Source organism: Vogesella fluminis, assembly GCF_014652335.1.
GTDB classification, from domain to species: domain Bacteria; phylum Pseudomonadota; class Gammaproteobacteria; order Burkholderiales; family Chromobacteriaceae; genus Vogesella; species Vogesella fluminis.
Genome location: NZ_BMYP01000016.1, coordinates 1 through 23487 on the forward strand (window position 1 = coordinate 1; position 23487 = coordinate 23487).

25 protein-coding genes are annotated in these 23487 nt (G+C 62.9%); 13 read left to right on the forward strand and 12 right to left on the reverse strand.

Going from position 1 to position 23487, the window contains the following annotated elements:
* The 4 genes from IE083_RS07940 to IE083_RS07955 form a co-directional block, all read right to left on the reverse strand.
* A partial coding sequence (locus IE083_RS07940; protein WP_229799654.1) for a hypothetical protein occupies positions 1-542 on the reverse strand: 542 nt, incomplete at its 3' end.
* The gene (locus tag IE083_RS07945; RefSeq protein ID WP_189353078.1) at positions 539-1516 is read right to left on the reverse strand and encodes a PD-(D/E)XK nuclease domain-containing protein; all 978 of its coding nucleotides are present in this window, start codon (positions 1514-1516) and stop codon (positions 539-541) included. The genes IE083_RS07945 and IE083_RS07940, both read right to left, overlap by 4 nt.
* Positions 1517-1538: 22 nt before the next feature.
* Positions 1539-2849 carry a replication-associated recombination protein A gene (locus tag IE083_RS07950; protein WP_189353079.1) on the reverse strand — a complete coding sequence of 437 codons (1311 nt, stop codon included), beginning with the start codon at positions 2847-2849 and terminating at the stop codon, positions 1539-1541.
* Positions 2842-3288 carry an AAA family ATPase gene (locus IE083_RS07955; RefSeq protein ID WP_189353080.1) on the reverse strand — a complete coding sequence of 149 codons (447 nt, stop codon included), beginning with the start codon at positions 3286-3288 and terminating at the stop codon, positions 2842-2844. The genes IE083_RS07950 and IE083_RS07955 overlap by 8 nt, the downstream gene beginning before the upstream one ends.
* Before the next feature lie 139 nt (positions 3289-3427).
* Here IE083_RS07955 and IE083_RS07960 point away from each other — a divergent pair, with 139 nt between their 5' ends.
* Positions 3428-4102 carry a MarC family protein gene (locus tag IE083_RS07960; RefSeq protein ID WP_053068126.1) on the forward strand — a complete coding sequence of 225 codons (675 nt, stop codon included), beginning with the start codon at positions 3428-3430 and terminating at the stop codon, positions 4100-4102.
* A 30-nt stretch (positions 4103-4132) separates the two neighbouring features.
* On the opposite strand, the gene IE083_RS07965 is transcribed toward IE083_RS07960, so the two are convergent.
* Positions 4133-4414, reverse strand: a complete 282-nt coding sequence (locus IE083_RS07965) for a SemiSWEET transporter (protein WP_120811049.1) — start codon at positions 4412-4414, stop codon at positions 4133-4135.
* Positions 4415-4587: 173 nt separating this feature from the next.
* Here IE083_RS07965 and IE083_RS07970 point away from each other — a divergent pair, with 173 nt between their 5' ends.
* The gene (locus tag IE083_RS07970) at positions 4588-5346 is read left to right on the forward strand and encodes a sulfite exporter TauE/SafE family protein (RefSeq protein WP_189353081.1); all 759 of its coding nucleotides are present in this window, start codon (positions 4588-4590) and stop codon (positions 5344-5346) included.
* Positions 5347-5350: 4 nt separating this feature from the next.
* On the opposite strand, the gene IE083_RS07975 is transcribed toward IE083_RS07970, so the two are convergent.
* Complete coding sequence (locus IE083_RS07975) at positions 5351-5683, reverse strand: cysteine-rich CWC family protein (RefSeq protein ID WP_229799655.1); 333 nt, start codon at positions 5681-5683, stop codon at positions 5351-5353.
* On the reverse strand, positions 5676-6275 hold the full coding sequence (locus IE083_RS07980) for a HutD/Ves family protein (RefSeq protein WP_189353083.1): 600 nt from the start codon (positions 6273-6275) through the stop codon (positions 5676-5678). The genes IE083_RS07975 and IE083_RS07980 overlap by 8 nt, the downstream gene beginning before the upstream one ends.
* 358 nt (positions 6276-6633) lie before the next feature.
* On the opposite strand from IE083_RS07980, the gene IE083_RS07985 reads away from it, so the two are divergent.
* The gene (locus IE083_RS07985) at positions 6634-7842 is read left to right on the forward strand and encodes an amino acid aminotransferase (RefSeq protein ID WP_189353084.1); all 1209 of its coding nucleotides are present in this window, start codon (positions 6634-6636) and stop codon (positions 7840-7842) included.
* 76 nt (positions 7843-7918) lie between these two features.
* Here the strand turns inward: IE083_RS07985 and IE083_RS07990 are convergent, their stop codons facing one another.
* The 4 genes from IE083_RS07990 to IE083_RS08005 form a co-directional block, all read right to left on the reverse strand.
* Positions 7919-8686, reverse strand: a complete 768-nt coding sequence (locus tag IE083_RS07990; RefSeq protein WP_189353085.1) for a substrate-binding periplasmic protein — start codon at positions 8684-8686, stop codon at positions 7919-7921.
* A gap of 120 nt (positions 8687-8806) precedes the next feature.
* Complete coding sequence (locus IE083_RS07995; RefSeq protein ID WP_189353136.1) at positions 8807-10597, reverse strand: aminopeptidase P family protein; 1791 nt, start codon at positions 10595-10597, stop codon at positions 8807-8809.
* A 155-nt stretch (positions 10598-10752) separates the two neighbouring features.
* On the reverse strand, positions 10753-11934 hold the full coding sequence (locus tag IE083_RS08000; protein WP_189353086.1) for an acetyl-CoA C-acetyltransferase: 1182 nt from the start codon (positions 11932-11934) through the stop codon (positions 10753-10755).
* 100 nt (positions 11935-12034) lie between these two features.
* Positions 12035-13801 carry a PHA/PHB synthase family protein gene (locus IE083_RS08005; protein WP_189353087.1) on the reverse strand — a complete coding sequence of 589 codons (1767 nt, stop codon included), beginning with the start codon at positions 13799-13801 and terminating at the stop codon, positions 12035-12037.
* Between the two features lie 381 nt (positions 13802-14182).
* Between IE083_RS08005 and IE083_RS08010 the strand changes: the two genes are divergently transcribed.
* The 3 genes from IE083_RS08010 to IE083_RS08020 all read left to right on the forward strand — a co-directional run bounded on the left by IE083_RS08010 (position 14183) and on the right by IE083_RS08020 (position 16474).
* A complete protein-coding gene (locus tag IE083_RS08010; RefSeq protein WP_189353088.1) occupies positions 14183-14833 on the forward strand; it encodes a fumarylacetoacetate hydrolase family protein in 651 nt (216 codons plus the stop codon).
* Complete coding sequence (locus tag IE083_RS08015; protein ID WP_189353089.1) at positions 14830-15243, forward strand: RNA-binding S4 domain-containing protein; 414 nt, start codon at positions 14830-14832, stop codon at positions 15241-15243. Before IE083_RS08010 ends, IE083_RS08015 begins: the two co-directional genes overlap by 4 nt.
* Before the next feature lie 79 nt (positions 15244-15322).
* Positions 15323-16474, forward strand: coding sequence for an MFS transporter (locus IE083_RS08020; RefSeq protein WP_189353090.1), 1152 nt, complete (start codon positions 15323-15325; stop codon positions 16472-16474).
* A 27-nt stretch (positions 16475-16501) separates the two neighbouring features.
* Here IE083_RS08020 and IE083_RS08025 read toward each other — a convergent pair whose 3' ends face one another.
* Entirely contained in the window at positions 16502-17287 is a 786-nt protein-coding gene (locus tag IE083_RS08025) for a helix-turn-helix transcriptional regulator (protein WP_189353091.1), read from the reverse strand.
* A gap of 211 nt (positions 17288-17498) precedes the next feature.
* Between IE083_RS08025 and leuC the strand changes: the two genes are divergently transcribed.
* The 7 genes from leuC to IE083_RS08060 all read left to right on the forward strand — a co-directional run bounded on the left by leuC (position 17499) and on the right by IE083_RS08060 (position 23448).
* Entirely contained in the window at positions 17499-18905 is a 1407-nt protein-coding gene (leuC, locus tag IE083_RS08030; protein ID WP_189353092.1) for a 3-isopropylmalate dehydratase large subunit, read from the forward strand.
* 26 nt (positions 18906-18931) lie between these two features.
* On the forward strand, positions 18932-19054 hold the full coding sequence (locus IE083_RS08035) for an entericidin A/B family lipoprotein (RefSeq protein WP_082133711.1): 123 nt from the start codon (positions 18932-18934) through the stop codon (positions 19052-19054).
* The gene (leuD, locus tag IE083_RS08040) at positions 19051-19689 is read left to right on the forward strand and encodes a 3-isopropylmalate dehydratase small subunit (RefSeq protein ID WP_189353093.1); all 639 of its coding nucleotides are present in this window, start codon (positions 19051-19053) and stop codon (positions 19687-19689) included. The genes IE083_RS08035 and leuD overlap by 4 nt, the downstream gene beginning before the upstream one ends.
* A gap of 23 nt (positions 19690-19712) precedes the next feature.
* Complete coding sequence (locus IE083_RS08045) at positions 19713-20039, forward strand: hypothetical protein (RefSeq protein ID WP_189353094.1); 327 nt, start codon at positions 19713-19715, stop codon at positions 20037-20039.
* Entirely contained in the window at positions 20036-21100 is a 1065-nt protein-coding gene (gene leuB, locus IE083_RS08050) for a 3-isopropylmalate dehydrogenase (protein WP_189353095.1), read from the forward strand. The genes IE083_RS08045 and leuB overlap by 4 nt, the downstream gene beginning before the upstream one ends.
* Positions 21101-21256: 156 nt before the next feature.
* A complete protein-coding gene (gene asd / locus IE083_RS08055; protein ID WP_229799656.1) occupies positions 21257-22363 on the forward strand; it encodes an aspartate-semialdehyde dehydrogenase in 1107 nt (368 codons plus the stop codon).
* 68 nt (positions 22364-22431) lie between these two features.
* Complete coding sequence (locus IE083_RS08060) at positions 22432-23448, forward strand: aspartate-semialdehyde dehydrogenase (protein WP_189353096.1); 1017 nt, start codon at positions 22432-22434, stop codon at positions 23446-23448.
* Positions 23449-23487 lie beyond the last annotated feature (39 nt).

A 23487-nucleotide genomic window follows, 5' to 3' on the forward strand; every position in this document is an offset into this window, starting at 1 on the left:
TTCGCATCAAGTTTGTCTTTCAGTTTTCCGAATATAAGCTTGCTACGGTCGTTTGCGGGCATGCGGACGACCGTTTTATCCTTCTCTATATGAAACTCAATCCCAGCTTCTTTGGGGGTTCTCTGAACCAGTCGGGTCTTGCCATAATCAATATCAGAATACTTGACTGTAGCAACAACTTGTTGATTGCCCTTTGCGTGGTGAGTAACTTTCTCGTCTGGTGGTGACTCCGTTGTGTATTCCTTTAGGACTTCCTTGATCTCCTCAACAGTCAGGGCTTCAGGCAGAGTGACTGATGTCAGTTTCTCCTGCCGCCCGGAGTGTTCGCGTTGCTCAAGCAAGGTATTGAGGTCATGATAATCGTGAGGAAGGAGGGAAATTGCACTGATCAGTTCTTCACGACTGTCTTTGGCAGAAAAGAAGATTCCTCTATCCTTGGCAAGTTCTAGAAGTATTTTTTCGCTAATCTTTTGTTTTGCTGACATCAAAGCATCATAGATTTCTTTATCAGTCGCACAATATTGGAGTGTATTCTTAATCATTGTCGTGATAACTCCAGTTCGCAAAAATCGGTACGGATATGCTCAAGCTTTCCCATGTCTATAGCATCAAGAATCTGTCTAAATTCTTCTCCACCTTCATAGTCGGCAATATACTGGTCTTTTGCCTTTGAAAAATTTGGAGATGAATTAGGATGTGGGTCTAGGATGCGAATAGTCACTTCGTGACCACTTTTGATAACATGGTGATGAACAAGGTATTCAATTAAGTATAAAAACTCATCAACTGTATGCCCCCGCTTGCGCATGAATACCACGAAGCCCTTTCTATTTTCTTTCTTAGGGTTGGTGTACGAAAGAATGATCCAAGGTGCAGTTAGCATTTCCAAGGTGGCAGCTTTGGCATTGTCGGGCTGCACATTCTTCTTTCTAATTAATGGGGGGTAGAAGAACTTGCAAAAGTCTCTCTCTGGAAGCAATCCAGCGCCACCTCTTAGGTGAATAATCTCATGATGAACATTGTTCAGCCAAAAGATATCTTCAGGGCCAAAAACCACAATCTTTGAACCCTTGGGTATGTCGAGATCTTCACTTTTGACTTTGTCTAGTATTTTTGAAAATTCATTGTCATATTCTTTGTCGTGATTGTAGACAAAAAGCATTCCCTGGATGTTTGGTGAAACATCTTGATGAATATACGTATCACTGAAGTTTTGACTAACTTCAGCACAACTCAATGTCTTGGCTAGACTCTCTATGGCTTCACGGATTTTCGTGGCTGTAATTGAACCCTTGGCGTAGCTTTTTAGGTCGCAATTCACGTAGGTTCTGGATTGAGAATAAGGCTCGTCATACCAAAAAACGACATCTGAAGGATGTGTCTTTACATCGTGCTTATCTTGATTCTCGCAAGACCAATTTATATTGGTATGCTCCATTCTCCCCCAAAGGAACTCCATAAAAATCCCCTTTGAGAGCTTTTCAGCCATTTTTGCGATGTTTATTGTCTCTGCCATTATTCCTCCGAAAATGGTTCACTTACCTTTTCTTACTTTTCGCTTCTTCATCCCACTTCCGCAGGAGCGTAAGCTTTTCAGCAATCTTGATTTCTAAGCCTCTTGGCACCGGCTGGTACCACCCTGGTTCATCCATCCCATCAGGTAGGTATGTCTCACCGGCAGCGTAGGCGTTGGGTTCATCATGAGCATACCGGTATTCATGACCGTAACCGAGTTCCTTCATCAACTTTGTTGGCGCATTGCGGAGATGAACAGGGACTTCTCTACTCTTGTCTTGCTTCACGAAGGCCCTTGCTTGGTTGTAGGCGTTGTAGCCAGCATTGCTCTTGGCAGCTACAGCTAGGTAAATCACCGCCTGTCCAAGTGCCAACTCACCTTCAGGACTTCCTAACCGTTCAAAGGTTGTAGCCGCATCGTTGGCTATCTGCATGGCTCTTGGATCAGCAAGTCCAATGTCTTCCCAGGCCATCCTGACAATTCTTCTGGATAGATACCTTGGATCAGCCCCACCATCCAACATCCTTGTTAGCCAATACAAAGCAGCATCAGGATTGGAGCCACGAACAGACTTGTGCAGGGCTGAAATCTGGTCATAGAAGTTGTCTCCACCCTTATCAAAACGCCTTGAATTCAAGGTCAAAGCATTCTGGATGAAGTCAGCATCAATCTTTCGAACACCTGCCGCGCCAGCAGCTGTTTTGCACTGTTCCAGCAAGTTCAAGAACCTTCTTGCATCACCATCGGCATAGCCAATGATGGTGTCACGTGCCAAGTCATCAAATACCAGTCCATCAAGCGCTTTTTCTTGTGCCCGTTTTAGCAGTAGCTTCAACTCATCTTCTGTCAAAGACTTCAACACGTAGACCTGAGCACGAGATAGCAGGGCAGAGTTCACTTCAAAAGATGGATTCTCAGTTGTGGCCCCTATGAAAGTAACCAAGCCACTTTCTGCGTAGGGAAGAAGAGCATCTTGTTGGGACTTATTGAACCTGTGAATTTCATCCACAAACAGAATGGTGTGCTTGCCTTGAGCAAGGTTCTGTTCTGCTTGTTCCATCGCACCCCTGATGTCTTTGACACCAGAGAACACCGCAGACAGTGCTATGAATGCACAGTCAAAGGCTGTAGCAGTCAGCCTTGCAAGAGTGGTCTTCCCAACACCAGGTGGGCCCCAAAAAATCATGGAGTGAGGTTTCCCAGACAGGAAAGCCAATCTCAAAGGCTTGCCTTCACCCAGTAGATGGGACTGTCCGATCACCTCATCCAAAGTCTTGGGACGGAGTGCTTCTGCCAGTGGTGCAACAGGCTCTTGTGCGAACAGATCAGCCATGTTTCACCCCCATTGAACAACGGGGAAGCACAAATAATTGCACAATCAACTTTTTAAGTTGTTGATTTATATAGTGGTTGACAGCTTTGTTGAAGCGGTGCACCTCGTCGACGAACAGGATGGTGCGCTGTCCGCTGCGTTGCAGCGTGGCATGGGCGCGTTCCACCGCCTCGCGGATGTCCTTGACGCCGGACAGCACCGCCGACAGCGGGATGAAATCGGCGTCGAAGGCGCCGGCGAGGATGCGCGCCAGCGTGGTCTTGCCGACGCCGGGCGGCCCCCACAGGATCATCGAGTGCGGCACTTGCGCCTCGATCGCCATGCGTAGCGGCTTGCCGCTGCCGATCAGGTGTTGCTGGCCGATGACGTCGTTGAGCGAGCTTGGCCGCAGCGCTTCGGCCAGCGGCTTGTGAGGTTCTTTGGCAAACAGGTCGTTCATGCGCTGATTTTACGTGCAAACCGGTATTTGTGCCGCGCCGATCGCGTGGCCATGCACGCTGCTGGCATGGCGGCGGGCAAGCAATGCTAGAATCCGGCGACCGTCCCCCCACCCTGCGAGTTTTCCGGCCATGACCCCGATGCTGTCCCTGTTTGTGAGCAAGTACCTGTTCGTGCTGGCGGCGCTGCTGCCCATCATCAATCCACCCGGACTGGTGCCGTTTTTCATCTCGCTGACCTCGCACAACAGCAATGCGCAGCGCGCGTTCCTGGCGCGGCGGATCGCGATCTACTGCTTCCTGCTGCTGCTGGGCAGCATGTATATCGGTGGCGTGGTGCTGGAATTCTTCGGCGTGTCGCTGCCGGTGGTGCAGGTATCCGGCGGCCTGCTGATCACCATCGCCGCCTGGCGCATGCTCAACGACGCGCCGGCGGAGGCGTCGCCGCAGCTGGCGCAGGGCGAGCACCGCGAGGCGTTGAAGCAGCGCGCGTTCTATCCGCTGACCTTTCCGCTGACGGTGGGGCCGGGTTCGATTTCGGTGGCGATCACCATCGGCGCTTCGCTGACCGGCACCGGTTCCGCGCTGGCGCGCTACACCATCGCGCCGGTGGCGAGCCTGGCGGCGGTGGCCACCATTTGCCTGGCGATCTGGGTGTGCCTGCGCAATGCCGACAAGCTGTTCCGCTATCTGGGGCAGACTGGTTCGGTGGTGTTCCTGCGCCTGACCGCCTTCATTCTGCTGTGCCTGGGGGTGCAGATTATCTGGATGGGGCTCAGCGGCCTGCTGGAGCCGCTGCTGGCGGTGCGGCGCTAAAGCTTGGCCGCAAGCGGATGACAGGGCGCGCTACGGCGCGCTTTTTGCTGTGCGCGTGCGCACGACCTCGCGCAGTTTCATGACCAGGATCACCGAGGACAGCAGCAGCGTCAGCGCGTTGGCCAGCACCACCGGCAGCGCCGCGATGGAGAGGCCGTACAGCAGCCAGGTGCCGGTGCCGCACACGAACATCAGATACATCGATAATGAAATGCTGCGCGTGTCGCGGGTGCGCAGGGTGTGCAGTACCTGCGGCAAAAAGCTGCCGGTGGTGAGCAGGGCGGCGAGGTAGCCCAGTTGCGTGGTATCCATGGCGTGCTACCGGAGAGGTCAGGCGGTGAGTGGAAAGTTTGCCGCCCATTCTGCGGCAGAGACTGCTGTAAGCGAAGCACTACATCGTCACGGCAGTAACGGAACAGGCTGTTCTGTTGCGGCTCCGGCAGCGGGGGTACAATGGCCGGCTTGCCACGTCCGGAATGCTATTGATGTTGACTTTGTCGTTTCTGTGCGCGTTTGCGTTTCTTGCCGGTCTGATCGACGCCGCCGTCGGCGGTGGCGGCCTGATCCAGATCCCGGCGCTGTTCAATGCGCTGCCGAATGCCTCGGTGCCGGCGCTGTTCGGCACCAACAAGATGGCCTCGGCGATGGGCACGTTGTCGGCGGCCCGTTCCTACCTGCGTCAGGTCACCATCCCGTGGCGGCTGGTGCTGCCGGCGGCGGCGGCGGCGTTCGTGATGTCGTTCGCCGGCGCGGCGGCGGTGAGCCTGATCCCGGCGGCGGTGATGCGGCCGCTGGTGCTGGTGCTGCTGATCGTGATGGCGGTGTACACCTTCCGCAAGAAGACCCTGGGCGCGGTGCACGCGCCGGTGGCGATCGGCCGCCGCGAGCTGGTGGTCGGCCTGCTGATCGGCGGCGCCATCGGCTTTTACGACGGCCTGTTCGGGCCGGGCACCGGCAGCTTCCTGATGTTCCTGTTCGTGCGCTTTTTCGCCTTCGACTTCCTGCACGCCTCGGCCTCGGCCAAGGTGGTCAACCTGTCGACCAATATCGCGGCGCTGAGCTTCTTCATCCCGACCGGTAACGTGCTGTTCGGCTACGCGCTGCCGATGGCGGTGTGCAATGTCGCCGGCGCCATGGTCGGCTCGCACATCGCGATGCGCAAGGGCGCCGGCTTCGTGCGCATCCTGTTCCTGCTGCTGGTCAGCGTGCTGATCCTGAAACTGGCCTACGACATGCTGAAGTAAGTGGCTAGCGCGTTGCGGCCAACCTTTGCAGGCAGGCCGGGCACAGGCAGTCGCCGCCGCCATCGGCGCTGGCGAGCGGCGGCAGGGTCATGCACCAGCAGCCGCCGTTGTCGCCGCCGCAGTGGAAAGGTTGGCCGCAACGGCCACAGTGCAGCTCGCGCAGCGGCAAGGGCTGGCGCAGGCTGGCGATGCGCTGCAACGCCGCCTGTTTCTGCGCCTTGCTGGCCGAGCCCCAGCCGCTGATCTCCGCCAGCGTGCGCAGGCAGCCGGTGCAGTAGCGGCCGCTGGCATCGAGCTGGCACTGCTTGACGCAGGGCGAGGCGATGTCGTCAGGCATCGCCGTCGCCCCTCTCGCCAGCAAACACGACATGCGCCAGCAGCAGCTGGCAGGCGTTGTCGCTGTGCAGTTGCAGCGTGCCGGCATGCTTCAGCCACAGCAGGTCGAACGGTTGCAGCGTGTCGCTGGCCCCGTCACGGTTCACCGTCACCGCGTCGCCCTGTGCCAAGAGCAGCAGCAGCGGGCCGTCGTGTGCCAGCGTCAGGCTGCCGTCGAGCGACAGCCGTTCGGCACGGTGCCGGCACTGGCTGCGCCGGGTCATGATGTTGAAATCGCGCACCTTGCCGGCCAGGCGCTGGCTGCTGATCGGCCATTCGCCGACAAAATGCAGCAGCGGGCTGTCCGCGTGCAGCGTGGCCAGTGGCGCACCGTCGCGCTGCAGTTGCAGGCCGCCGCCTTCCAGCAGCGTCAGGGTGCGGTCGATGCCGTCAAAGCGCGAGAACGGGCCGTCGCTGTCGATATCGGCGACGCTGACGCGCAGTGCAAAGTCGTCAAGGTTGGCCGCAGCGGGGCGGATCAGCAGCTGGCGGGTGATGCCGCCGCCGTTCTTCCACGGGCTGGGCGGGCAGTCGGCAAAGCGTACGATGTGCATGAGGGGCCGGGCCGGACAGGGAAAGCGCGATGGTAGCATGCGTCCGCCGGCTGCCGCAGCGGGCAGGGCGCCGGCGTGCAAGGTTGGCCGCAATGGCTACCAGACGGAATTGACACAATGCTGCCCGGCTGCACCTGCCGGGAGCGCGCGGCCGGCAGTCATGGCCACCGGCATGGCAGGATGTGCCGCCCTGGCGCGTATCGGCGCAAGCCTGCGGCACAAACGTCAAGCTGCTTGCCGCAGCGCGGCGCGATGCCTCGTGATAGACTTCTGCATCCGGATTTTGTCACCCTGTCTGCCGGCTGGTGGCGACCCGTACACCGCCGGCAGCAAGCAATTCAACACTTTGGAGCCCCGCATGTCCTCTTCGATCTTCGCCGCCGTGGAAATGGCGCCGCGCGACCCGATTCTTGGCCTGAACGAAGCCTTCAACGCCGATACCCGTCCGACGAAAGTCAACCTGGGGGTCGGCGTTTATTACGACGACAATGGCAAGATCCCGCTGCTGGCCGCCGTGAAGGCCGCCGAAAAGGTACGTCTGGAAGCGATGCCGCCGCGTGGCTACCAGCCGATCGAAGGCCCGGCCGCCTACACCTTGGCAGTACAGAACCTGCTGTTCGGCGCCGACAGCGCGCTGACCGCCGCCGGCCGCGTGGTGACTGCCGAAGCGCTGGGTGGTACCGGCGCCCTGAAGATCGGTGCCGACTTCCTGAAGCGCCTGAATGCCGACGCCAAGGTCTACATCAGCAACCCGTCGTGGGAAAACCACCGCGCGTTGTTCGAATCCGCCGGCTTCATCGTGGAAAACTATCCGTACTACGACGCCGCCACCCGTGGCGTGAACTTCGAGGCGATGAAGGCCTTCCTGCTGGGCCTGGACGCCGGTTCCGTGATCGTGCTGCACGCCTGCTGCCACAACCCGACCGGCGCCGACATGTCCGACGCCCAGTGGGCGGAAGTGGTGGACGCCTGCCGCAGCCGCGGTCTGGTGCCGTTCCTCGACATGGCCTACCAGGGCTTTGCCGACGGCATCGAGCCTGATGCGGTGGCGGTGCGCCTGTTCTCCGCCTCCGGCCTGCAGTTCTTCGTGTCCAGCTCCTTCTCCAAGAGCTTCTCGCTGTACGGCGAACGCGTCGGCGCGCTGTCCATCGTGACCGAAAGCAAGGAAGAATCCGCGCGCGTGCTGTCGCAGCTCAAGCGCGTGATCCGTACCAACTACTCCAACCCGCCTATCCACGGCGGTGCGGTGGTGGCGGCGGTGCTGTCCAGCCCGGAACTGCGCCAGCAGTGGGAAGACGAACTGGCCGGCATGCGCGAGCGCATCCGCGCCATGCGCGTGGCACTGGTGGAAGCGATCCAGGCCCAGGGCGTGGCGCAGGACTTCAGCTTCGTGATCAAGCAGCGCGGCATGTTCTCCTACACCGGTCTGACCGTGGCCCAGGTCGAGCGCCTGAAGGAAGAGTTCGGCATCTACGCCGTTTCCACCGGCCGTATCTGCCTGGCGGCACTGAACAGCAAGAACATCGGCTACGTGGCCGAAGCGATTGCCAAGGTGGTCAAGGCCTGATTGATCCGGCCGGCTTTGCCACGAAAAATCCCGCTGTCTGACAGCGGGATTTTTCATGGTCGTTGCACGGCCGGGCTTACGGCTCCAGCCCGACGCGGAATACCTCCAGCGGCGGCGCGCTGAGCGGGAACCAGCGCTTGTGGATGGCCTGGAAGCTGCCGTCACGCTTCATGTCGCGCAGCGCCTGCTCCCAGGCCAGCACCTGCTGTCGCGACGTGCCCCTGGAGAAGGCGAGGTACAGCGCCAGCGAATCCAGCGTCGCGATGCGCTCCACCGCGTTGTCGGCCATGCCCAGCCGCTGCAGCACTTGTGGCACCACGATATTGCCCTCCGCCCACAGCCGCACGCGGCCGGCCAGCAGCATCTTGGCCGAGTGCTGAGGGTCGGTGGTGGCGGTGACGTTGTAGCCGTGCGCCCGCGCGGTGCTCTCGAAAATGCTGCCGCGATAGGCTGCGGTCGGCAGCCGCCGCCGCACGTCGCCCATGTCACGCAGCAGCTGTGCCTGTTCGCGCAGCGCGAACACGTCGGTGCTGGAGATCGCCACCGGTCCCAGCAGCGTCATCCGGCCTTCGCGCTCGGCATTGCGGCCCACGGTGAACAGCAGCACGTCCGGTTCGCTCAGCAGGTGCTGGTAGGCGCGTGCCCACGGCTGTACCTGAATGGTGTCGCGGTTGCCGGTGCGTTTTTGCAGTTCCTGCACCACTTCCACCGCCATGCCGGCGGCGGCGTCCTGCTTGTTGCGGAAGCTGATCGGCGGCCAGTCTTCGGTGTAGATCGCCAGCGTGTGCCCCGGCGGGCTGTAGCCGGTCAGCAGCAGGAACAGGACAAGAAAGGAGTATCGCATATCGGTAGCCTGATCGGGCCGGGGCACCAGTTTACTACAGGCGGCGATGAGCAATGTGGCGTTATGGTGCGGCAGCCAACAAGGTTGGCCGCAAGCCTGCGGCCAACCTTGTGCGGCTGTTTACAGTGTGCGGGTGTGCTGCTGCAGCCAGTCCAGCGCCGCGCCGTCCAGCTGCGGTGCCAGCCGTTCGCGCACGTGGCGGTGGTAGTCGTTGAGCCAGTCGGTTTCCTCCTGGTTCAGCAGCGCGGGTTCGACGCAGCGCAGGTCGATCGGGCACAGCGTCAGCGTCTCGAAGCGCAGGAAGTCGCCGAACGCGTTGCTGGCGGCGGCCACGTTCAGCAGCAGGTTCTCGATGCGCACCCCCCACTGCCCAGGGCGGTAGATGCCCGGCTCGTTGGAGGTGATCATGCCCGGCTGCATCGCCATGCTCGCTTCCGGCTGCGAGCGCGAGATGCTCTGCGGCCCTTCGTGCACATTGAGGAAATAGCCGACGCCGTGGCCGACGCCGTGGCCGAAGTCGATGCCGTGCTGCCAGATTGGCGAGCGCGCCAGCGCGTCCAGCATCGGCGACAACGTGCCCTGCGGAAACTGCGTGCGCGACAGGGCAATCATGCCCTTCAGCACCAGCGTGAAATCGCGCTTCTGTTCGGCGCTGGGCTGGCCCACCGCCACCACGCGGGTGATGTCGGTGGTGCCGCCCAGATACTGGCCGCCGGAATCGATCAGTAGCAGGCCGTTGCCCTCGATCGCGGAATGGTGCGCCGCGGTGGCGCGGTAGTGCGGCAGTGCGCCGTTGGCGTTGAAGCCGGCGATGGTGGCGAAGCTGGGTGATACGAAGCCGGGGCGGCGCGCGCGCGCGGCGGTGATCTGCTCGTCGATGGTCAGCTCGGTGATGGCCTCGCGGTTGACCGCGCCCTCGAACCAGGCAAAGAACTCGGCCAGCGCCACGCCGTCCTGCACCATGGTGTCGCGCACGTGCTGCGCCTCGGCCTCGCTCTTGCGCGACTTGAGCAGGGTGCTGGGGTTGATGGTCTCGATCACGGCAACGTTGGCCGCCAGCGCGGCACGCAGGCCGAGGGTGACGCGGCGCGGGTCCAGCAGTAGGCGGCTGTCCGCCGGCAAGGCTGCCAGCGCGGCCTTGGTCTGACCGTAATCGGCGACGGCGATGCCGTCTGCGGCCAACCTTTGCGCCAGCCCAGCGTCGATCTTGCCGTCGCCGACGAACAGGATGCCGCCACGGTCGTTCAGCAGCAGGTGGCCGACGAACACCGGGTTGTAACTGACGTCGCTGCCGCGCAGGTTCAGCAGCCAGGCGATGTCGTCCAGCGTGGAGAGGAAATGGTGACTGGCACCGTGCTGCCGCATCGCGTCGCGCACCGCGGCCAGCTTGTCGGCGCGGGGGGTGGCGGCGTAGGGCGGCAGGTGTTCGTACACCGGCTGGCCCGGCAGCGGCGGGCGATCCGGCCACACCGCCTGCAGCAGGTCGAGGTCGCTGCGCAGCGTGATGCCGGCGGCGAAGAGCTTGTCCTGCAGCGCGCGGGCGCTGGCCAGGGCCAGCACGTCGCCATCCACCGCCAGTACGTCGCCAGCGCCAAGGTTGGCCGCAAGCCAGTCCAGATGCAGCGGCTGCGCTACGGTCTGGATCTTCATCAGCGCGATGCCGCTGCCGGCCAGCTCCTGTTCCGCCTGCACCCAGTAGCGGCTGTCGGCCCACAGGCCGGCAAAACCGGCGGTGACGATCAGGGTGCCGACCGAGCCGTGAAAGCCGGACAGCCAGCGCCGGCCCTGCCAGTACGGCGGCAGGTACTCGGACAGGTGCGGATCGGAGGACGGAATCAGGCAGGCGGCGATGCCTTGCTGCTGCATGTGGCGGCGCAGGGCGGCCAGGCGGGTAGGGATGGTGTGCGTCATCATGCTTCTCGATGGGAGATTGTATGCATTCTGCGATGGCGGGGTGTTTTGTGCAAATTATTTTGCCAATTGGCGCAATAGTCTGTCTTTCTGTAAATGAATAGGGCATGAAAAAAGCCGGAGCAGGCTCCGGCTTGGTTTGGCTTGCGACTGGCTTACTTGCGTTCTACCGCCAGCGCCACGCCCATGCCGCCACCGATGCACAGGGTCGCCAGGCCTTTTTTGGCATCGCGACGCTGCATTTCGTGCAGCAGGGTGACCAGCACGCGGCAGCCGGAAGCGCCGATCGGGTGACCCAGTGCAATGGCGCCGCCGTTGACGTTGACCTTGTCGGCGCTCCAGCCCAGCTCTTTCGCCACGCCCAGTGCCTGTGCGGCGAAGGCTTCGTTGGCTTCCACCAGGTCGAGGTCTTCCACTTTCCAGCCGGCCTTGTCCAGCGCCTTGCGGGTGGCGGCTACCGGGCCGATGCCCATGATTTCCGGCGCGCAGCCGGTGAGGGCGTAGGATTTGATGGTGGCCAGCGGCGTCAGGCCCAGTTCGGCGGCCTTGGCGGCGGTCATCAGCATCACCGCGGCGGCGCCGTCGTTGATGCCGGAGGCGTTACCAGCGGTGACGGTGCCGTCCTTCTTGAACGCAGGGCGCAGTTTGGCCAGGGTTTCGGCGGTGGTGCCGGCCTTGATGTATTCGTCGCTGGCGAAGGCCACCGGGTCGCCCTTGCGCTGCGGTACCAGTACCGGCACGATTTCGTCGACGAACTTGCCGGCTTTTTGTGCAGCTTCGGCGCGGTTCTGCGACGCCAGTGCCAGCGCATCCTGCTCGTCGCGGCTGATCTCGTACTTGGCGGCCACGTTTTCGGCGGTGATGCCCATGTGGTACTGGTTGTAGACGTCGGTCAGGCCGTCGGCGACCATGGTGTCCACCAGCTGGGCGTTGCCCATGCGGAAACCGTCACGCGAGCCTGGCAGGATGTGCGGCGACAGCGACATGCTTTCCTGGCCGCCGGCGATCACGATCTCGGCATCGCCGTTGGCGATGGCCTGGGCACCCAGGTGCACGGCGCGCAGGCCGGAGCCGCATACCACGTTGAGGGTGGAGGCCGGGGTCGACACCGGCAGGCCGGCCTTGATCAGCGCCTGGCGAGCCGGGTTCTGGCCGGCGCCGGCGGTCAGCACCTGACCGAGGATCACTTCGCTCACTGCTTCCGGCTGCACGCCGGTCTTCTCCAGCAAACCCTTGATAACGGTTGCACCCAGCTCCGGTGCCGGGATTTTGGACAGCGAACCACCAAAGCTGCCGACAGCGGTACGCAGGGCGGCAACGATCACGATATCTTGCATGAGAGTTTCTCCACGAATGTGTTTGCTTGTTATTGGATTGGCTACAGTGCTGTTGTGCGATGCACAAGAAGCACTGTAGCACAATCATGAACCGGGTTGATTACTGCATGGCCGCCAGTTGCGGCATGGCTTTGGCCTGCACGTACAGACCTGGTGCCGGGCACAGCGGCGGCAATTCCTTGCTGCCCATTGCCTTCGGTGCGGCCACTTTCTTGCCGGACTGCGGTGCCAGCCAGCCGTCCCAATCCTTCCACCAGCTGCCCGGCATGCTCTGCGCGGTTTCCAGCCAGGTGTCAGCGTCTGCGGCCAACGTTTCGTTGACCCAGTAGTTGCGCTTGTCCTTGGTCACCGGGTTGATGGAGCCGGCAATGTGGCCGGAGGCGCCGAGCACGAAGCGGCGCGAGGCGGCGCCTTCCAGGAACTTGACGCCGTCGAAGGCCGATTTCCACGGCACGATGTGGTCTTCACGCGCGGCGAAGATGTACACCGGCACCTTGATCTTGCGGATGTCAATCTTCACGCCGCACAGGGTGATGCTGTCCGGCTGGGTCAGCGCGTTGCGGTCGTAGAACTCGCGCAGGAAGAAGGTGTGCATCGGCATCGGCAGATCCACCGCATCGTTGTTCCAGTACAAGAGGTCGAACGGTGGCGGGGTCTTGCCCAGCAGGTAGTTGTTGACCACGTAGTTCCACACCAGATCGTTGGCGCGCAGGCTGGCAAAGGTGCGGCCCAGATCCTTGCCGCTGACGATGCCGCCGTTGCCGGCGGCCAGCTTGGCCTCGCGGCCCTTGAAGAAGTTGTCGTCGAGGAAGACCTTGATCTCGCCCGGATCGGTATGGTCGATCAGCGAGGTCATGAAGGTGGCGGAATCGATGTAGTTCAGGCCGCGCGCTTCCATCACGCACAGCGCGGTGGTGAGGATCACGCCGCCGATGCAGAAGCCCAGCGCGTTCATGCTGCTCTGCTTGGTGATCTTGCGTACCGCTTCAGCCGCGGCGATCACGCCTTCCTCGATGTAGTTGTCCCACTGGTACTGCTTCATCTCCGGGGTCGCCGATTTCCAGCTCACCAGGAACACGCGGTAACCCTGGGCGACGAAGTGGCGCACCATGGAGTTTTCCGGCTGCAGGTCCATCAGGTAGTACTTGTTGACGCACGGCGGCACGATCAGCAGCGGCTTCTCGTAGACTTCGCCGGTGGTCGGCGTGTACTGGATCAGCTCCATCAGGTCGTTGCGGAACACCACTTCGCCCGGGGTGCAGGCAATGTTCTTGCCGATCTCGAACTTGGTCTCGTCCGACATCGAGATGTGACCCTTCTGGATGTCTTCCATCATGTTCTTCATGCCTTCGACCAGGCTCTCGCCCTTGGTCTCGATGGCCTGCTTGATCACTTCCGGATTGGTCAGCATGAAGTTGGTCGGCGCCATGGCGTCGATGTACTGGCGGGTGATGAAGGCCAGTCGTTCCTTGTCTTCACCTTCCAGATGAGTCTGGTCGGCGAGGTCGGTCATCCATTTCGAGGTCAGCAGGTAGCTTTGCTTGATGAAGCTGTAGAACGGATGCTCGTTCCATTCCGGTGCCGAGAAACGGCGGTCAGTGCTGGCCGCCGGGGCCGCGGCGGCACCATTCTGGCCCAGGAACTGCATCCACAGGTTCATCTGCTGCTGGTACAGGCTGTTCTGCATCGCGATGAACTGGGTGGCGTTGTTGACCATCTGGTTCCAGGCGCCGGCCATCGGGTTGGCGGCATCTTGCGGCGTCAGGCCGCTGCTCATGGAGTTGACGAACTGCTGCATCCACTTTTGATTGGCCTCGGACAGGTTGGCAAAAAAGCTGTCCAGCGGGTTGGGGGTTTCCTGGCTCATTGGTTCTCCTTCGAAAGTGGAAAGACGATCAAGCACCATCCCGCCCTGCGTACAGGCTGTTTTCTTGCTGGCACTGTCGGTAGATGGTTACGACTGTACCACCGCTTTATGACAAAACACAGCGCCTTATTGTTGCGGCGCAGGAATGGCGTTGCGGGCCCGCCGGTGCCATGCCGGCCCGGCCAGGCTGGTGGTACGGATAATGACGTAAGTATAACCGGTTTGATGCGTCTGGTATGTTGCGATGCGTCAGCTGCTGGCCGATGGCGAGCTGTTGCAGCGGCAAGGTTGCCCTGCGGCGGCAGGAAAATCATACTGCGGCAGTGGTCGCGCCGTGCCCGTTGCCGGTCCGGCCCTATCACTTCAGAAAAGGAAACATTCATGTACGTGCAGCTGTCGGGGACCGCGCAGCGGGTGAATACGGTGTTCTGCATCGGGCGCAATTACGCGGCCCATGCCGCCGAGCTTGGCAACGCGGTGGAAAGCGAACCGGTGGTGTTCCTGAAGCCGAACGCGGCACTACTGCATGAGGGCAGCCCCATCGTGCTGCCGGACTACTCGCAGGACGTGCACTACGAGTGCGAGCTGGTGCTGCTGATCGGCAAGGACGCCGACCACGTCGACGAGGCCGCGGCGCTGTCCTGCATCGCCGGCTACGGCCTCGGCCTGGATCTGACTGCGCGCGACGTGCAGTCGGCGGCGAAGGCCAAGGGGCTGCCGTGGGCCAAGGGCAAGGGTTTTCGCGGCGCCGCCTGCGTGTCGGATTTCGTTGCGGCCAACCTTGTCGCCGATCCGGTGCGACTGCAGTTCAGCCTCATCATCAACGGCGAGTTGCGCCAGCAAGGTGATACCGCGCGGATGCAGTTTCCGGTGGCGACCATCGTCAGCTATCTGTCGCACGTCTACGGCCTGCGCGCCGGCGACCTGGTGTTTACCGGCACGCCGGAAGGGGTGGGCCGGCTGCAAGGCGGCGATCGCCTGCAGCTGGCGCTGCCGGGGCTGCTGCAGGCTGAGTGGCAGGTCGCGCCATGAGCAAGGCAAGGTTGGCCGCAACGGCGGATGACGACAAGGTGCGGCTGGACAAGTGGCTGTGGGCGGCGCGCTTTTACAAGACGCGGCAGCTGGCGCACGAGGCGCTGGAGCTGGGGCGGGTGCTGGTCGGCGGCGAGCGGGTCAAGGGCTCGCGGGTGGCGAAGGAGGGCGACGAGTTGCTGATCCGCATCGAGCGGCTGGAGTACAAGGTCACCATCCTGGCGCTGGCGACGCAACGGCGGCCGGCCAGGGAGGCGCAGCTGCTGTACAGCGAGAGCGAGGCGTCGGTGACTGCGCGCGAACACCAGATCGCGCTGCAAAAGGCCGAACACGCCAGCTATCCGCACGGTGACGGCCGGCCGACGAAAAAGGCGCGCCGCGACATCTCCCGTTTCAAGGACGGCTGGTGAGCGGTAGGCGGGAGCCGGCAATGGCGCTATCATGCCGCCCCGCGCCTGTTTTCGCCTTTGCCTGAGAGAAAAATCTGCCATGCCCGCCGTTGCCGACCTGCGTCCGTTCGCCGCGTTCTACTTCAGCTATTTCGCCTTCCAGGGGCTGTTCGGCCCGTTCTGGGGGCTGTATCTGGAGTCGCTGGCGTTCAGCACGGTGCAGATTTCGGTGCTGATGGCGCTGTCGACGCTGGCGCGCATCGTGGCGCCGGGGCTGTGGGGCTGGCTGGCCGACAGGCGTGGCCGGCGGCGCAGCATCATCCTGTCGACCTCGCTGCTATCGGCGCTGGCGTTCGCCTTTGTCGGGCTAGACAACGGCTTCTGGTGGGTGTTCGTCAGTCTGGCGGTATCGCACTTCTTCTGGGCGGCGGCGCTGCCGCTGGTCGAGGCCAGTACCGCGCACCTGACGCGCGCCACGCCGGGGCGCTACAGCCGGGTGCGGGTGTGGGGCTCGATCGGCTTTGTCACGCTGTCGCTGGTCGGCGGCGCCCTGCTGGAGCTGATCGGGCTGCGCAATCTGCCGTGGGCGGTGCTGGCGCTGCTGCTGCTGATTGCGCTGGCCGCCTGGTTCGTGCCAGAGGTGGCGGCCGCGCCGCGCAGTGCTGTGCGGCAGTCGATTGCCGGCACCCTGCGCCGGCCGCAGGTGCTGGCGCTGTTCGCCTGCTGCTTCCTGCTCGCCTTCGGCATGGGGCCTTACTACACCTTCTATTCGATCGGCCTGCAGCAGGCCGGCTACGGCAAGAGCGCCATCGGCTGGCTGTGGTCGGTGGGGGTGATCTGCGAGATCGGCGTCTTCCTGCTGATGCCGCGGCTGATGGCGCGCTTCGCGCTGGAGCAGCTGATGCTGGCGTCCCTGCTGGTGACCGCGCTGCGCTTTGTGCTGATTGCGCTGCTGCTGGCGCAGCCGGCGGTGGCGGTGTTCGCGCAGACGCTGCACGCCTTCACCTTCGGCGTGCATCACGCGGCGGCGGTGGGGCTGATCCACCGCTACTTTGCCGAGCAGCACCAGGCGCGCGGCCAGGGCCTGTACGTGATCGCCTCCTTCGGCGTCGGCGGCAGTGCCGGCGGCCTGCTCGGCGGTGTACTGTGGCCGCATGGCGGGGTGACGCTGACCTTTGCCGTATCCGCGCTGGTGACCTTCCTCGGCGTGCTGGTGTGCTGGCGCTGGCTGCGGACACCGGCGCGCGGCTGAGGCCAAAGGTTGGCCGCAGCACCGCCCTCAGCTCGACAGCAGCATCACCAGCTTCAGTCCTGGTGCGTTGGCCAGCCGCAGCGTCAGCTGCTGGTAAATCACCCGTCCCAGTTGCGCGTGCTTGAACGCGCGCTCGCCGCCTTCGCGCCCCTGCACGTCCTGCTGCCGCCACAGGCTGTCGAAGTCGCTGCTCTGCCGGCGCAGGCCGTCGAGCAGGGCGCCGACTTCGCCGTCATCGCGGCGGGCGCTGATCTCGGCGCGGAATTCCGCCACCATGCGCCGCGCCCGCATCGGCCAGTCGTCGACCAGCTGCGGCGCCAGCGGGTGAAGGAACATGAAATGCAGTAGGTTGTGGCGTGGCTCCGGCTGGTCCAGCCAGCCGCAAAACAGGGTGGCGGCCTGTGCGTTCCACGCCGGCACGAACCACAAGGCGTCCAGCACATAGGCCGGGCCATCGATTTTGCCGACCGCCAGCGCCAGCGCCTGCTGTGCCTCCGGATCGCTGGCGAGATGGGCGTCGTCCGGATTCTTCTGCCCGGCGAGGTTGAACAGGTAGTCGCGTTCGGCGCGGCTCAGCAGCAGCGCATCGGCCAGTCGTGCCAGCGTGGCGGCCGATACCGACTGCGTGCGGCCCTGCTCGATCCAGGTCAGCCAGGTGGGGCTGATGCCGCACAGCGCGGCGACCTCCTCGCGGCGCAGGCCCTTGGCGCGGCGGCGGCTGCCGGCGGGCAGGCCGGCCTGCTGCGGCGACATGCGCTCGCGGTGGCTGCGGATAAAGTCGCCCAGCGGGCTGGTGGTGCGCTCGTCGTTCATGGTGTGGGCGGCTTAGCTTGGTAGTAACACTACTAGTATAAATGCTTATCTTGTACTAGGAACCGGCTTGATCAATGATAGGGCCACTACGCACGGCCCGCGGCCGGCTCAAGGTTGGCCGCAACGGCCTGTTCCGCCTGGGGCGGACGTGACAGAATGACCGGATCCACTGCCGGAATGTTGTCGGCAAACTCATCGGGAAAGCAGAACCATGACCGCACAGACCCTCTACGACAAACTGTGGAGCAGCCACGTGGTGCACGAAGAAGCAGACGGCACCGTATTGCTCTATATTGACCGTCATCTGGTCCACGAAGTGACCAGCCCGCAAGCCTTCGAAGGCCTGAAGCTGGCCAATCGTCCGCTGTGGCGCGTGGACTCGGTGGTGTCGACCGCCGACCACAACACCCCGACCGACCACTGGGACGAGGGCATCAAGGACCCGATCTCGCGCCAGCAGGTGGAAACGCTGGATGCCAACATCAAGGCCTTCGGCGCGCTGGCCTACTTCCCGTTCAAGGACAAGGGCCAGGGCATCGTGCACGTGATGGGGCCGGAGCAGGGCGCCACCCTGCCGGGCATGACCGTGGTGTGCGGCGACAGCCACACCTCCACCCACGGTGCCTTCGGCGCGCTGGCGCACGGCATCGGCACCTCCGAGGTCGAGCACGTGATGGCCACCCAGACGCTGGTGGCGAAGAAATCCAAGAACATGCTGGTGCGCGTGGACGGCAAGCTGCCGGCCGGCATCACCGGCAAGGACGTGGCGCTGGCGATCATCGGCAAGATCGGCACCGCCGGCGGCACCGGCTACGCCATCGAGTTCGGCGGCGAAGCGATCCGCGAGCTGTCGATGGAAGGCCGCATGAGCCTGTGCAATATGGCCATCGAAGCCGGCGCCCGTTCCGGCCTGGTGGCGGTGGACCAGAAGACCATCGACTACGTGAAGGGCCGTCCGTTCGCGCCGAAGGCCGAACAGTGGGACGCCGCCGTGGCGTACTGGAACACCTTGCACAGCGACGACGGCGCGCAGTTTGACGAGGTGGTGGTGCTCGATGCCGCCGCCATCCAGCCGCAGGTAACCTGGGGCACCTCGCCGGAAATGGTGACCGACATCAACGGCCGTGTGCCGGACCCGGCGCAGGAAAGCGATCCGGTGAAGAAGGGCAGCATGGAGCGCGCGCTGGCCTATATGGGCCTGCAGGCCAACACCCCGATCAACGAGATTCCGGTGGACATCGTGTTCATCGGCTCCTGTACCAACAGCCGCATCGAAGACCTGCGCGAAGCCGCCGCGGTGGCCAAGGGCCGCAGCAAGGCGGCCAACGTCAAACAGGTGCTGGTGGTGCCGGGCTCCGGTCTGGTGAAGGCGCAGGCGGAACAGGAGGGGCTGGACAAGGTGTTCGTGGCCGCCGGTTTCGAGTGGCGCGAGCCGGGTTGCTCAATGTGTCTGGCGATGAACGCCGACCGCCTGCAACCGGGCGAGCGTTGCGCTTCCACCTCCAACCGCAACTTCGAAGGCCGTCAGGGCCAGGGCGGCCGTACCCACCTGGTCAGCCCGGCGATGGCTGCCGCCGCCGCGGTGGCCGGCCACTTCGTCGACATTCGCGCGCTGTAAGCGGGCCACAGCCAGGAGATACAGACATGACAATGCGACTTCTGACTGCGCTGGCCTTGCTGGCGGCAGTCACCGGATGCAATACCGTGGCCGGTGTCGGCCAGGATCTCAGAAACGCAGGTTCCGCCATTGAAAGGGCAGCACAATGAAGGCATTTACCACCCTTGACGGCCTCGTGTGCCCGCTGGATCGCGCCAACGTCGATACCGATGCCATCATCCCCAAGCAATTCCTGAAGTCGATCAAGCGTTCCGGCTTCGGTCCCAACCTGTTCGACGAGTGGCGCTACCTCGACCACGGCGAGCCGGGCATGGACAACAGCCAGCGGCCGCTGAATCCGGACTTCGTGCTCAACTTCCCGCGCTATGCCGGTGCGCAGGTACTGCTGGCGCGCGAGAACTTCGGCTGCGGCTCTTCGCGCGAACACGCGCCGTGGGCACTGGAAGACCAGGGCTTCCGCGTGGTGATCGCGCCGTCGTTCGCCGACATCTTCTTCAACAACTGCTACAAGAACGGTCTGCTGCCCATCGTGCAGCCGGCGGAAGTGGTCGACCAGCTGTTCCGCGAATGCGCAGCGACCGAAGGCTACATGCTGAACGTGGACCTGCCAACGCAGACCATCACCACGCCGTCCGGCAAGGTGTTTGCCTTCGACATCACCGAGCATCGCAAGCACTGCCTGCTCGGCGGCCTGGACGAGATCGGCCTCACGCTGAAGCACGAAGCCGAGATCAAGGCGTTCGAGAGCAAGCACCGCGCGGCGCAGCCGTGGCTGTTTGCCTGAGTCGGCACAAGGTTGGCCGCAACATGCGCCGTCGTCTGACCGCCTGGCTGTCACGGCATCCGCTACTGTGTTTCTTGCTGCTGGGAGCGAGCTTCTTCCTGTTCGGGGTGCTGACCTTCAACCTGGTGTTCCTGCTGCAGCGCAATGCCGAGTTGTGGCTGGCGGTGGGCTGGCAGGCAGCGATGGACGGTGCGCTGCAGCAGTCACTGGAGCTGCTGTTGCTGGGCTACGGCGCGATGCTGGCCTGGGTGCTGTTCAAACTGTGTGAAAAATTATTGCTGGACCGGTTCTGCGAAGATGGCGGCACCGGCGTAGAAGCAGGGCAATCGAAAGCCAAGGAGAAATCATGAAAATTGCAGTGTTGCCAGGTGACGGCATCGGTCCGGAAATCATTGCCCAGGCGCAGCGCGTGCTGGAAGTGTTGCGCAGCGACGGCCTGCCGATCGAGATGGAGCAGGCGCCGCTGGGTGGCGCCGGCTACGACGAGTTCGGCCATCCCTACCCGTCGTTCACGCAGAACCTGTGTCGCGACGCCGACGCGGTGCTGCTCGGTGCCGTCGGCGGCCCCGCTTACGACAATCTGGATCGCCCGCTACGGCCCGAGCGCGGCCTGCTGGCGATCCGCAAGGACCTCAACCTGTTTGCCAACCTGCGTCCGGCCATCCTGTACCCGGAGCTGGCCAACGCATCGACGCTGAAGCCGGAGGTGGTGTCCGGTCTCGACATCATGATCGTGCGCGAGCTGACCGGCGACATCTACTTCGGCCAGCCGCGCGGTATCGCCGTCAACGAGCTGGGCGAGCGCGAGGCGTACAACACCATGCGTTACAGTGAGGGCGAAATCCGCCGCATCGCCCATGTCGCCTTCGGCATCGCCATGAAGCGCGGCAAGAAGCTGTGCTCGGTGGACAAGGCCAACGTGCTGGAAACCACCGAGTTCTGGAAGGAGATCATGATCGACGTGGCGCGCGAGTACCCGCAGGTGGAGTTGAGCCACATGTACGTCGATAACGCCGCGATGCAGCTGGTGCGCAACCCGAAGCAGTTCGATGTGATGGTGACCGGCAACATCTTCGGCGACATCCTGTCCGACGAGGCCTCGATGCTCACCGGCTCCATCGGCATGCTGCCGTCGGCATCGCTGGATCAGAACAACAAGGGCCTGTACGAGCCCAGCCACGGCTCGGCACCGGACATCGCCGGCAAGGACCTGGCCAACCCGCTGGCCACCATCCTGTCGGCGGCGATGATGCTGCGCTACACCTTCAACCAGGAAGCTGCCGCCCAGCGTGTGGAAAGCGCGGTGAAAACGGTGCTGGCGCAGGGCTATCGCACCGCCGATATCTTCGAGGCCGGTTGCGAGAAAGTCAGCTGCTCCGGCATGGGCGACGCGGTGGTTGCAGCCTTGTAATTCGCATCTTTAATGTCGTTTGAATAAAAAACGTCAGCCCCATTGTGCGTGCCGCTGTTGCCCTGCACAATGGGGCTGATCACTACATAAAGCCGGTCTGTCAAGAGATGACTGGCGAGACAGTTTCAAACACCCAAGACATTCAGGAGAATTATCGTGCGAGTAGGTTTTGTTGGCTGGCGCGGCATGGTCGGTTCCGTGCTGATGCAGCGCATGCTGGAAGAGAATGATTTTGCCGTTATCGACGAACCGGTGTTCTTCACGACCTCCAATGTCGGTGGCGCCGCTCCCAACGTTGGCCGCGACGTACCGCCGCTGAAAGACGCGCGCAATATCGACGAGCTGAAGGCGATGGACGCCATCGTTACCTGCCAGGGCGGTGACTACACCACCGAGGTGTACGCCAAGCTGCGCGAGGCCGGCTGGAACGGCTACTGGATCGACGCTGCCTCCACGCTGCGCATGGAAGACAACGCCATCATCGTGCTCGACCCGGTCAACAGCAACGTGATCGAAGCGGGCCTGGCCAGCGGCGTCAAGGACTTCATCGGCGGCAACTGCACCAACTCCATCATGCTGATGGGTATGGGCGGCCTGTTCCGCGAGGGCCTGGTGGAGTGGGTGTCTTCGATGACCTACCAGGCGGCCTCCGGCGGCGGCGCCAACCACATGCGCGAACTGCTGAAGGGCATGGGCGTGGTACACGCCGCGGTCGCCGACGAACTGGCCACCCCGTCGTCCGCGATTCTCGACATCGACCGCAAGGTTGCCGCCACCATCCGCGAAGACGTGCCGACCGAGTTCTTCGGCGCGCCACTGGCCGGCGGCCTGATCCCGTGGATCGACAAGCAGCTCGACAACGGCCAGTCCAAGGAAGAGTGGAAGGGCCAGGCCGAGGTGAACAAGATTCTGGGCACCGCTACGACCATCCCGGTCGACGGCCTGTGCGTGCGCATCGGCGCCATGCGCTGCCACAGCCTGGCGCTGACCGTGAAGCTGAAAAAAGACCTGCCGCTGGACGAGATCGAGGCCATCATCAAGTCCGGCAACGACTGGGTGAAGTGGGTGCCGAACGACCGCGACATCACCGTCAAGGAACTGACCCCGGCCGCCATCACCGGCGGTCTGCAGATCGGCGTCGGCCGCGTGCGCAAGCTGAACATGGGCGGCGAGTACCTGTCGGCCTTCGTAATCGGCGACCAGCTGCTGTGGGGCGCGGCCGAACCGCTGCGCCGTATGTTACGGATCCTGATTGAACGCTAAAATAGTGCGATACTGTTAGCCAAGGGCGCCAGCGGCGCCCTTTCTGTTTTCTAGAACTGGATAAATGAATGTCTGAAACCCTGCGTATTGCTGTTGTTGGTGCCACCTCGCTGGTTGGCGAGGCCGTGCTTGAATTGCTGGCCGAACGTGCGTTGCCTGTCGGCCGCGTGTTTGCGCTGGATGTGGCGGAAAAGGACGGCGAAACCGTGTCGCTGGGCAATCTTGAGCTGGATGTGGCCACGGTGGATGACTTTGACTTTGCCAACGCCTCACTGGCGATCTTTGTCGGCGGCAGTGAACTGTCGCGCCGCTTCGTGCCGGAAGCACGCAACGCCGGTTGCGCCGTGATCGACTTCAGTTCGGTGTACCGGTTGTCCGAGGACGTGCCGCTGGTGGTGCCCGGCATCAACGACGCCGCGCTGGACGATCTCGGCGAAGGCCTGCTGCTGGCGGTGCCGAACTGCACGGTGACACCGGTCGCCAAGGCGTTGGCCGCACTGCAGGCCTGCGGTCTGGAGCGGGTCACCATCGCCAGCTACCAGTCGGTATCCGGCACCGGCCGCGCCGCGCTGGAAGAGCTGGCCAATCAGACCACCGCGCTGTTTGGCGCCCGTGACATCGAGCTGGAGGTCTACCAGAAGCGCATCTCCTTCAACGTGCTGCCGCTGATCGGCGACGTCGACGAGCAGGGCAGCAGCGAAGAAGAGCAGTCGCTGGTCGACGAGCTGCACAAGGTGCTGGCCGAACCGGCGCTGCGGGTCGAGGCCAGCTGCGTGCGGGTACCGGTCTTCTTCGGTCACGGCTGGGCGGTGACGCTGCAGACCCGCGACCCGCTGACTGCGGACAAGGCGCGCGAACTGCTGGCCGCCGGCGGCCTGCAAATCGTCGACGATCCGCGTGGCGAACTGCCTTATGTCACGCCACTGGAAGCGTCCGGCAACGAGGCGGTCTGGGTCAGCCGTGTGCGGCAGACTGCTGGCGGTAGCGTGTCGTTCTGGCTGGCGGCCGACAATGTCCGCGCCGGCGCCGCAGAGCCTTGCGTGGCGCTGGCCGCAGCCTTGATGAAGCGTGGCTATTTTGCCTGAGCCGGAATCTCAAGGTAGTATGTCGCTATACTGAGCCGG

Bases quoted from the DNA above. Each gene is read 5' to 3' on its own strand.
- IE083_RS07945 (WP_189353078.1), bottom strand. From the start codon at position 1,516: ATGGCAGAGACAATAAACATCGCAAAAATGGCTGAAAAGCTCTCAAAG.
- IE083_RS07950 (WP_189353079.1), bottom strand. From the start codon at position 2,849: ATGGCTGATCTGTTCGCACAAGAGCCTGTTGCACCACTGGCAGAAGCA.
- IE083_RS07955 (WP_189353080.1), bottom strand. From the start codon at position 3,288: ATGAACGACCTGTTTGCCAAAGAACCTCACAAGCCGCTGGCCGAAGCG.
- IE083_RS07960 (WP_053068126.1), top strand. From the start codon at position 3,428: ATGCTGTCCCTGTTTGTGAGCAAGTACCTGTTCGTGCTGGCGGCGCTG.
- IE083_RS07965 (WP_120811049.1), bottom strand. From the start codon at position 4,414: ATGGATACCACGCAACTGGGCTACCTCGCCGCCCTGCTCACCACCGGC.
- IE083_RS07970 (WP_189353081.1), top strand. From the start codon at position 4,588: ATGTTGACTTTGTCGTTTCTGTGCGCGTTTGCGTTTCTTGCCGGTCTG.
- IE083_RS07975 (WP_229799655.1), bottom strand. From the start codon at position 5,683: ATGCCTGACGACATCGCCTCGCCCTGCGTCAAGCAGTGCCAGCTCGAT.
- IE083_RS07980 (WP_189353083.1), bottom strand. From the start codon at position 6,275: ATGCACATCGTACGCTTTGCCGACTGCCCGCCCAGCCCGTGGAAGAAC.
- IE083_RS07985 (WP_189353084.1), top strand. From the start codon at position 6,634: ATGTCCTCTTCGATCTTCGCCGCCGTGGAAATGGCGCCGCGCGACCCG.
- IE083_RS07990 (WP_189353085.1), bottom strand. From the start codon at position 8,686: ATGCGATACTCCTTTCTTGTCCTGTTCCTGCTGCTGACCGGCTACAGC.
- IE083_RS07995 (WP_189353136.1), bottom strand. From the start codon at position 10,597: ATGACGCACACCATCCCTACCCGCCTGGCCGCCCTGCGCCGCCACATG.
- IE083_RS08000 (WP_189353086.1), bottom strand. From the start codon at position 11,934: ATGCAAGATATCGTGATCGTTGCCGCCCTGCGTACCGCTGTCGGCAGC.
- IE083_RS08005 (WP_189353087.1), bottom strand. From the start codon at position 13,801: ATGAGCCAGGAAACCCCCAACCCGCTGGACAGCTTTTTTGCCAACCTG.
- IE083_RS08010 (WP_189353088.1), top strand. From the start codon at position 14,183: ATGTACGTGCAGCTGTCGGGGACCGCGCAGCGGGTGAATACGGTGTTC.
- IE083_RS08015 (WP_189353089.1), top strand. From the start codon at position 14,830: ATGAGCAAGGCAAGGTTGGCCGCAACGGCGGATGACGACAAGGTGCGG.
- IE083_RS08020 (WP_189353090.1), top strand. From the start codon at position 15,323: ATGCCCGCCGTTGCCGACCTGCGTCCGTTCGCCGCGTTCTACTTCAGC.
- IE083_RS08025 (WP_189353091.1), bottom strand. From the start codon at position 17,287: ATGAACGACGAGCGCACCACCAGCCCGCTGGGCGACTTTATCCGCAGC.
- leuC (WP_189353092.1), top strand. From the start codon at position 17,499: ATGACCGCACAGACCCTCTACGACAAACTGTGGAGCAGCCACGTGGTG.
- IE083_RS08035 (WP_082133711.1), top strand. From the start codon at position 18,932: ATGACAATGCGACTTCTGACTGCGCTGGCCTTGCTGGCGGCAGTCACC.
- leuD (WP_189353093.1), top strand. From the start codon at position 19,051: ATGAAGGCATTTACCACCCTTGACGGCCTCGTGTGCCCGCTGGATCGC.
- IE083_RS08045 (WP_189353094.1), top strand. From the start codon at position 19,713: ATGCGCCGTCGTCTGACCGCCTGGCTGTCACGGCATCCGCTACTGTGT.
- leuB (WP_189353095.1), top strand. From the start codon at position 20,036: ATGAAAATTGCAGTGTTGCCAGGTGACGGCATCGGTCCGGAAATCATT.
- IE083_RS08060 (WP_189353096.1), top strand. From the start codon at position 22,432: ATGTCTGAAACCCTGCGTATTGCTGTTGTTGGTGCCACCTCGCTGGTT.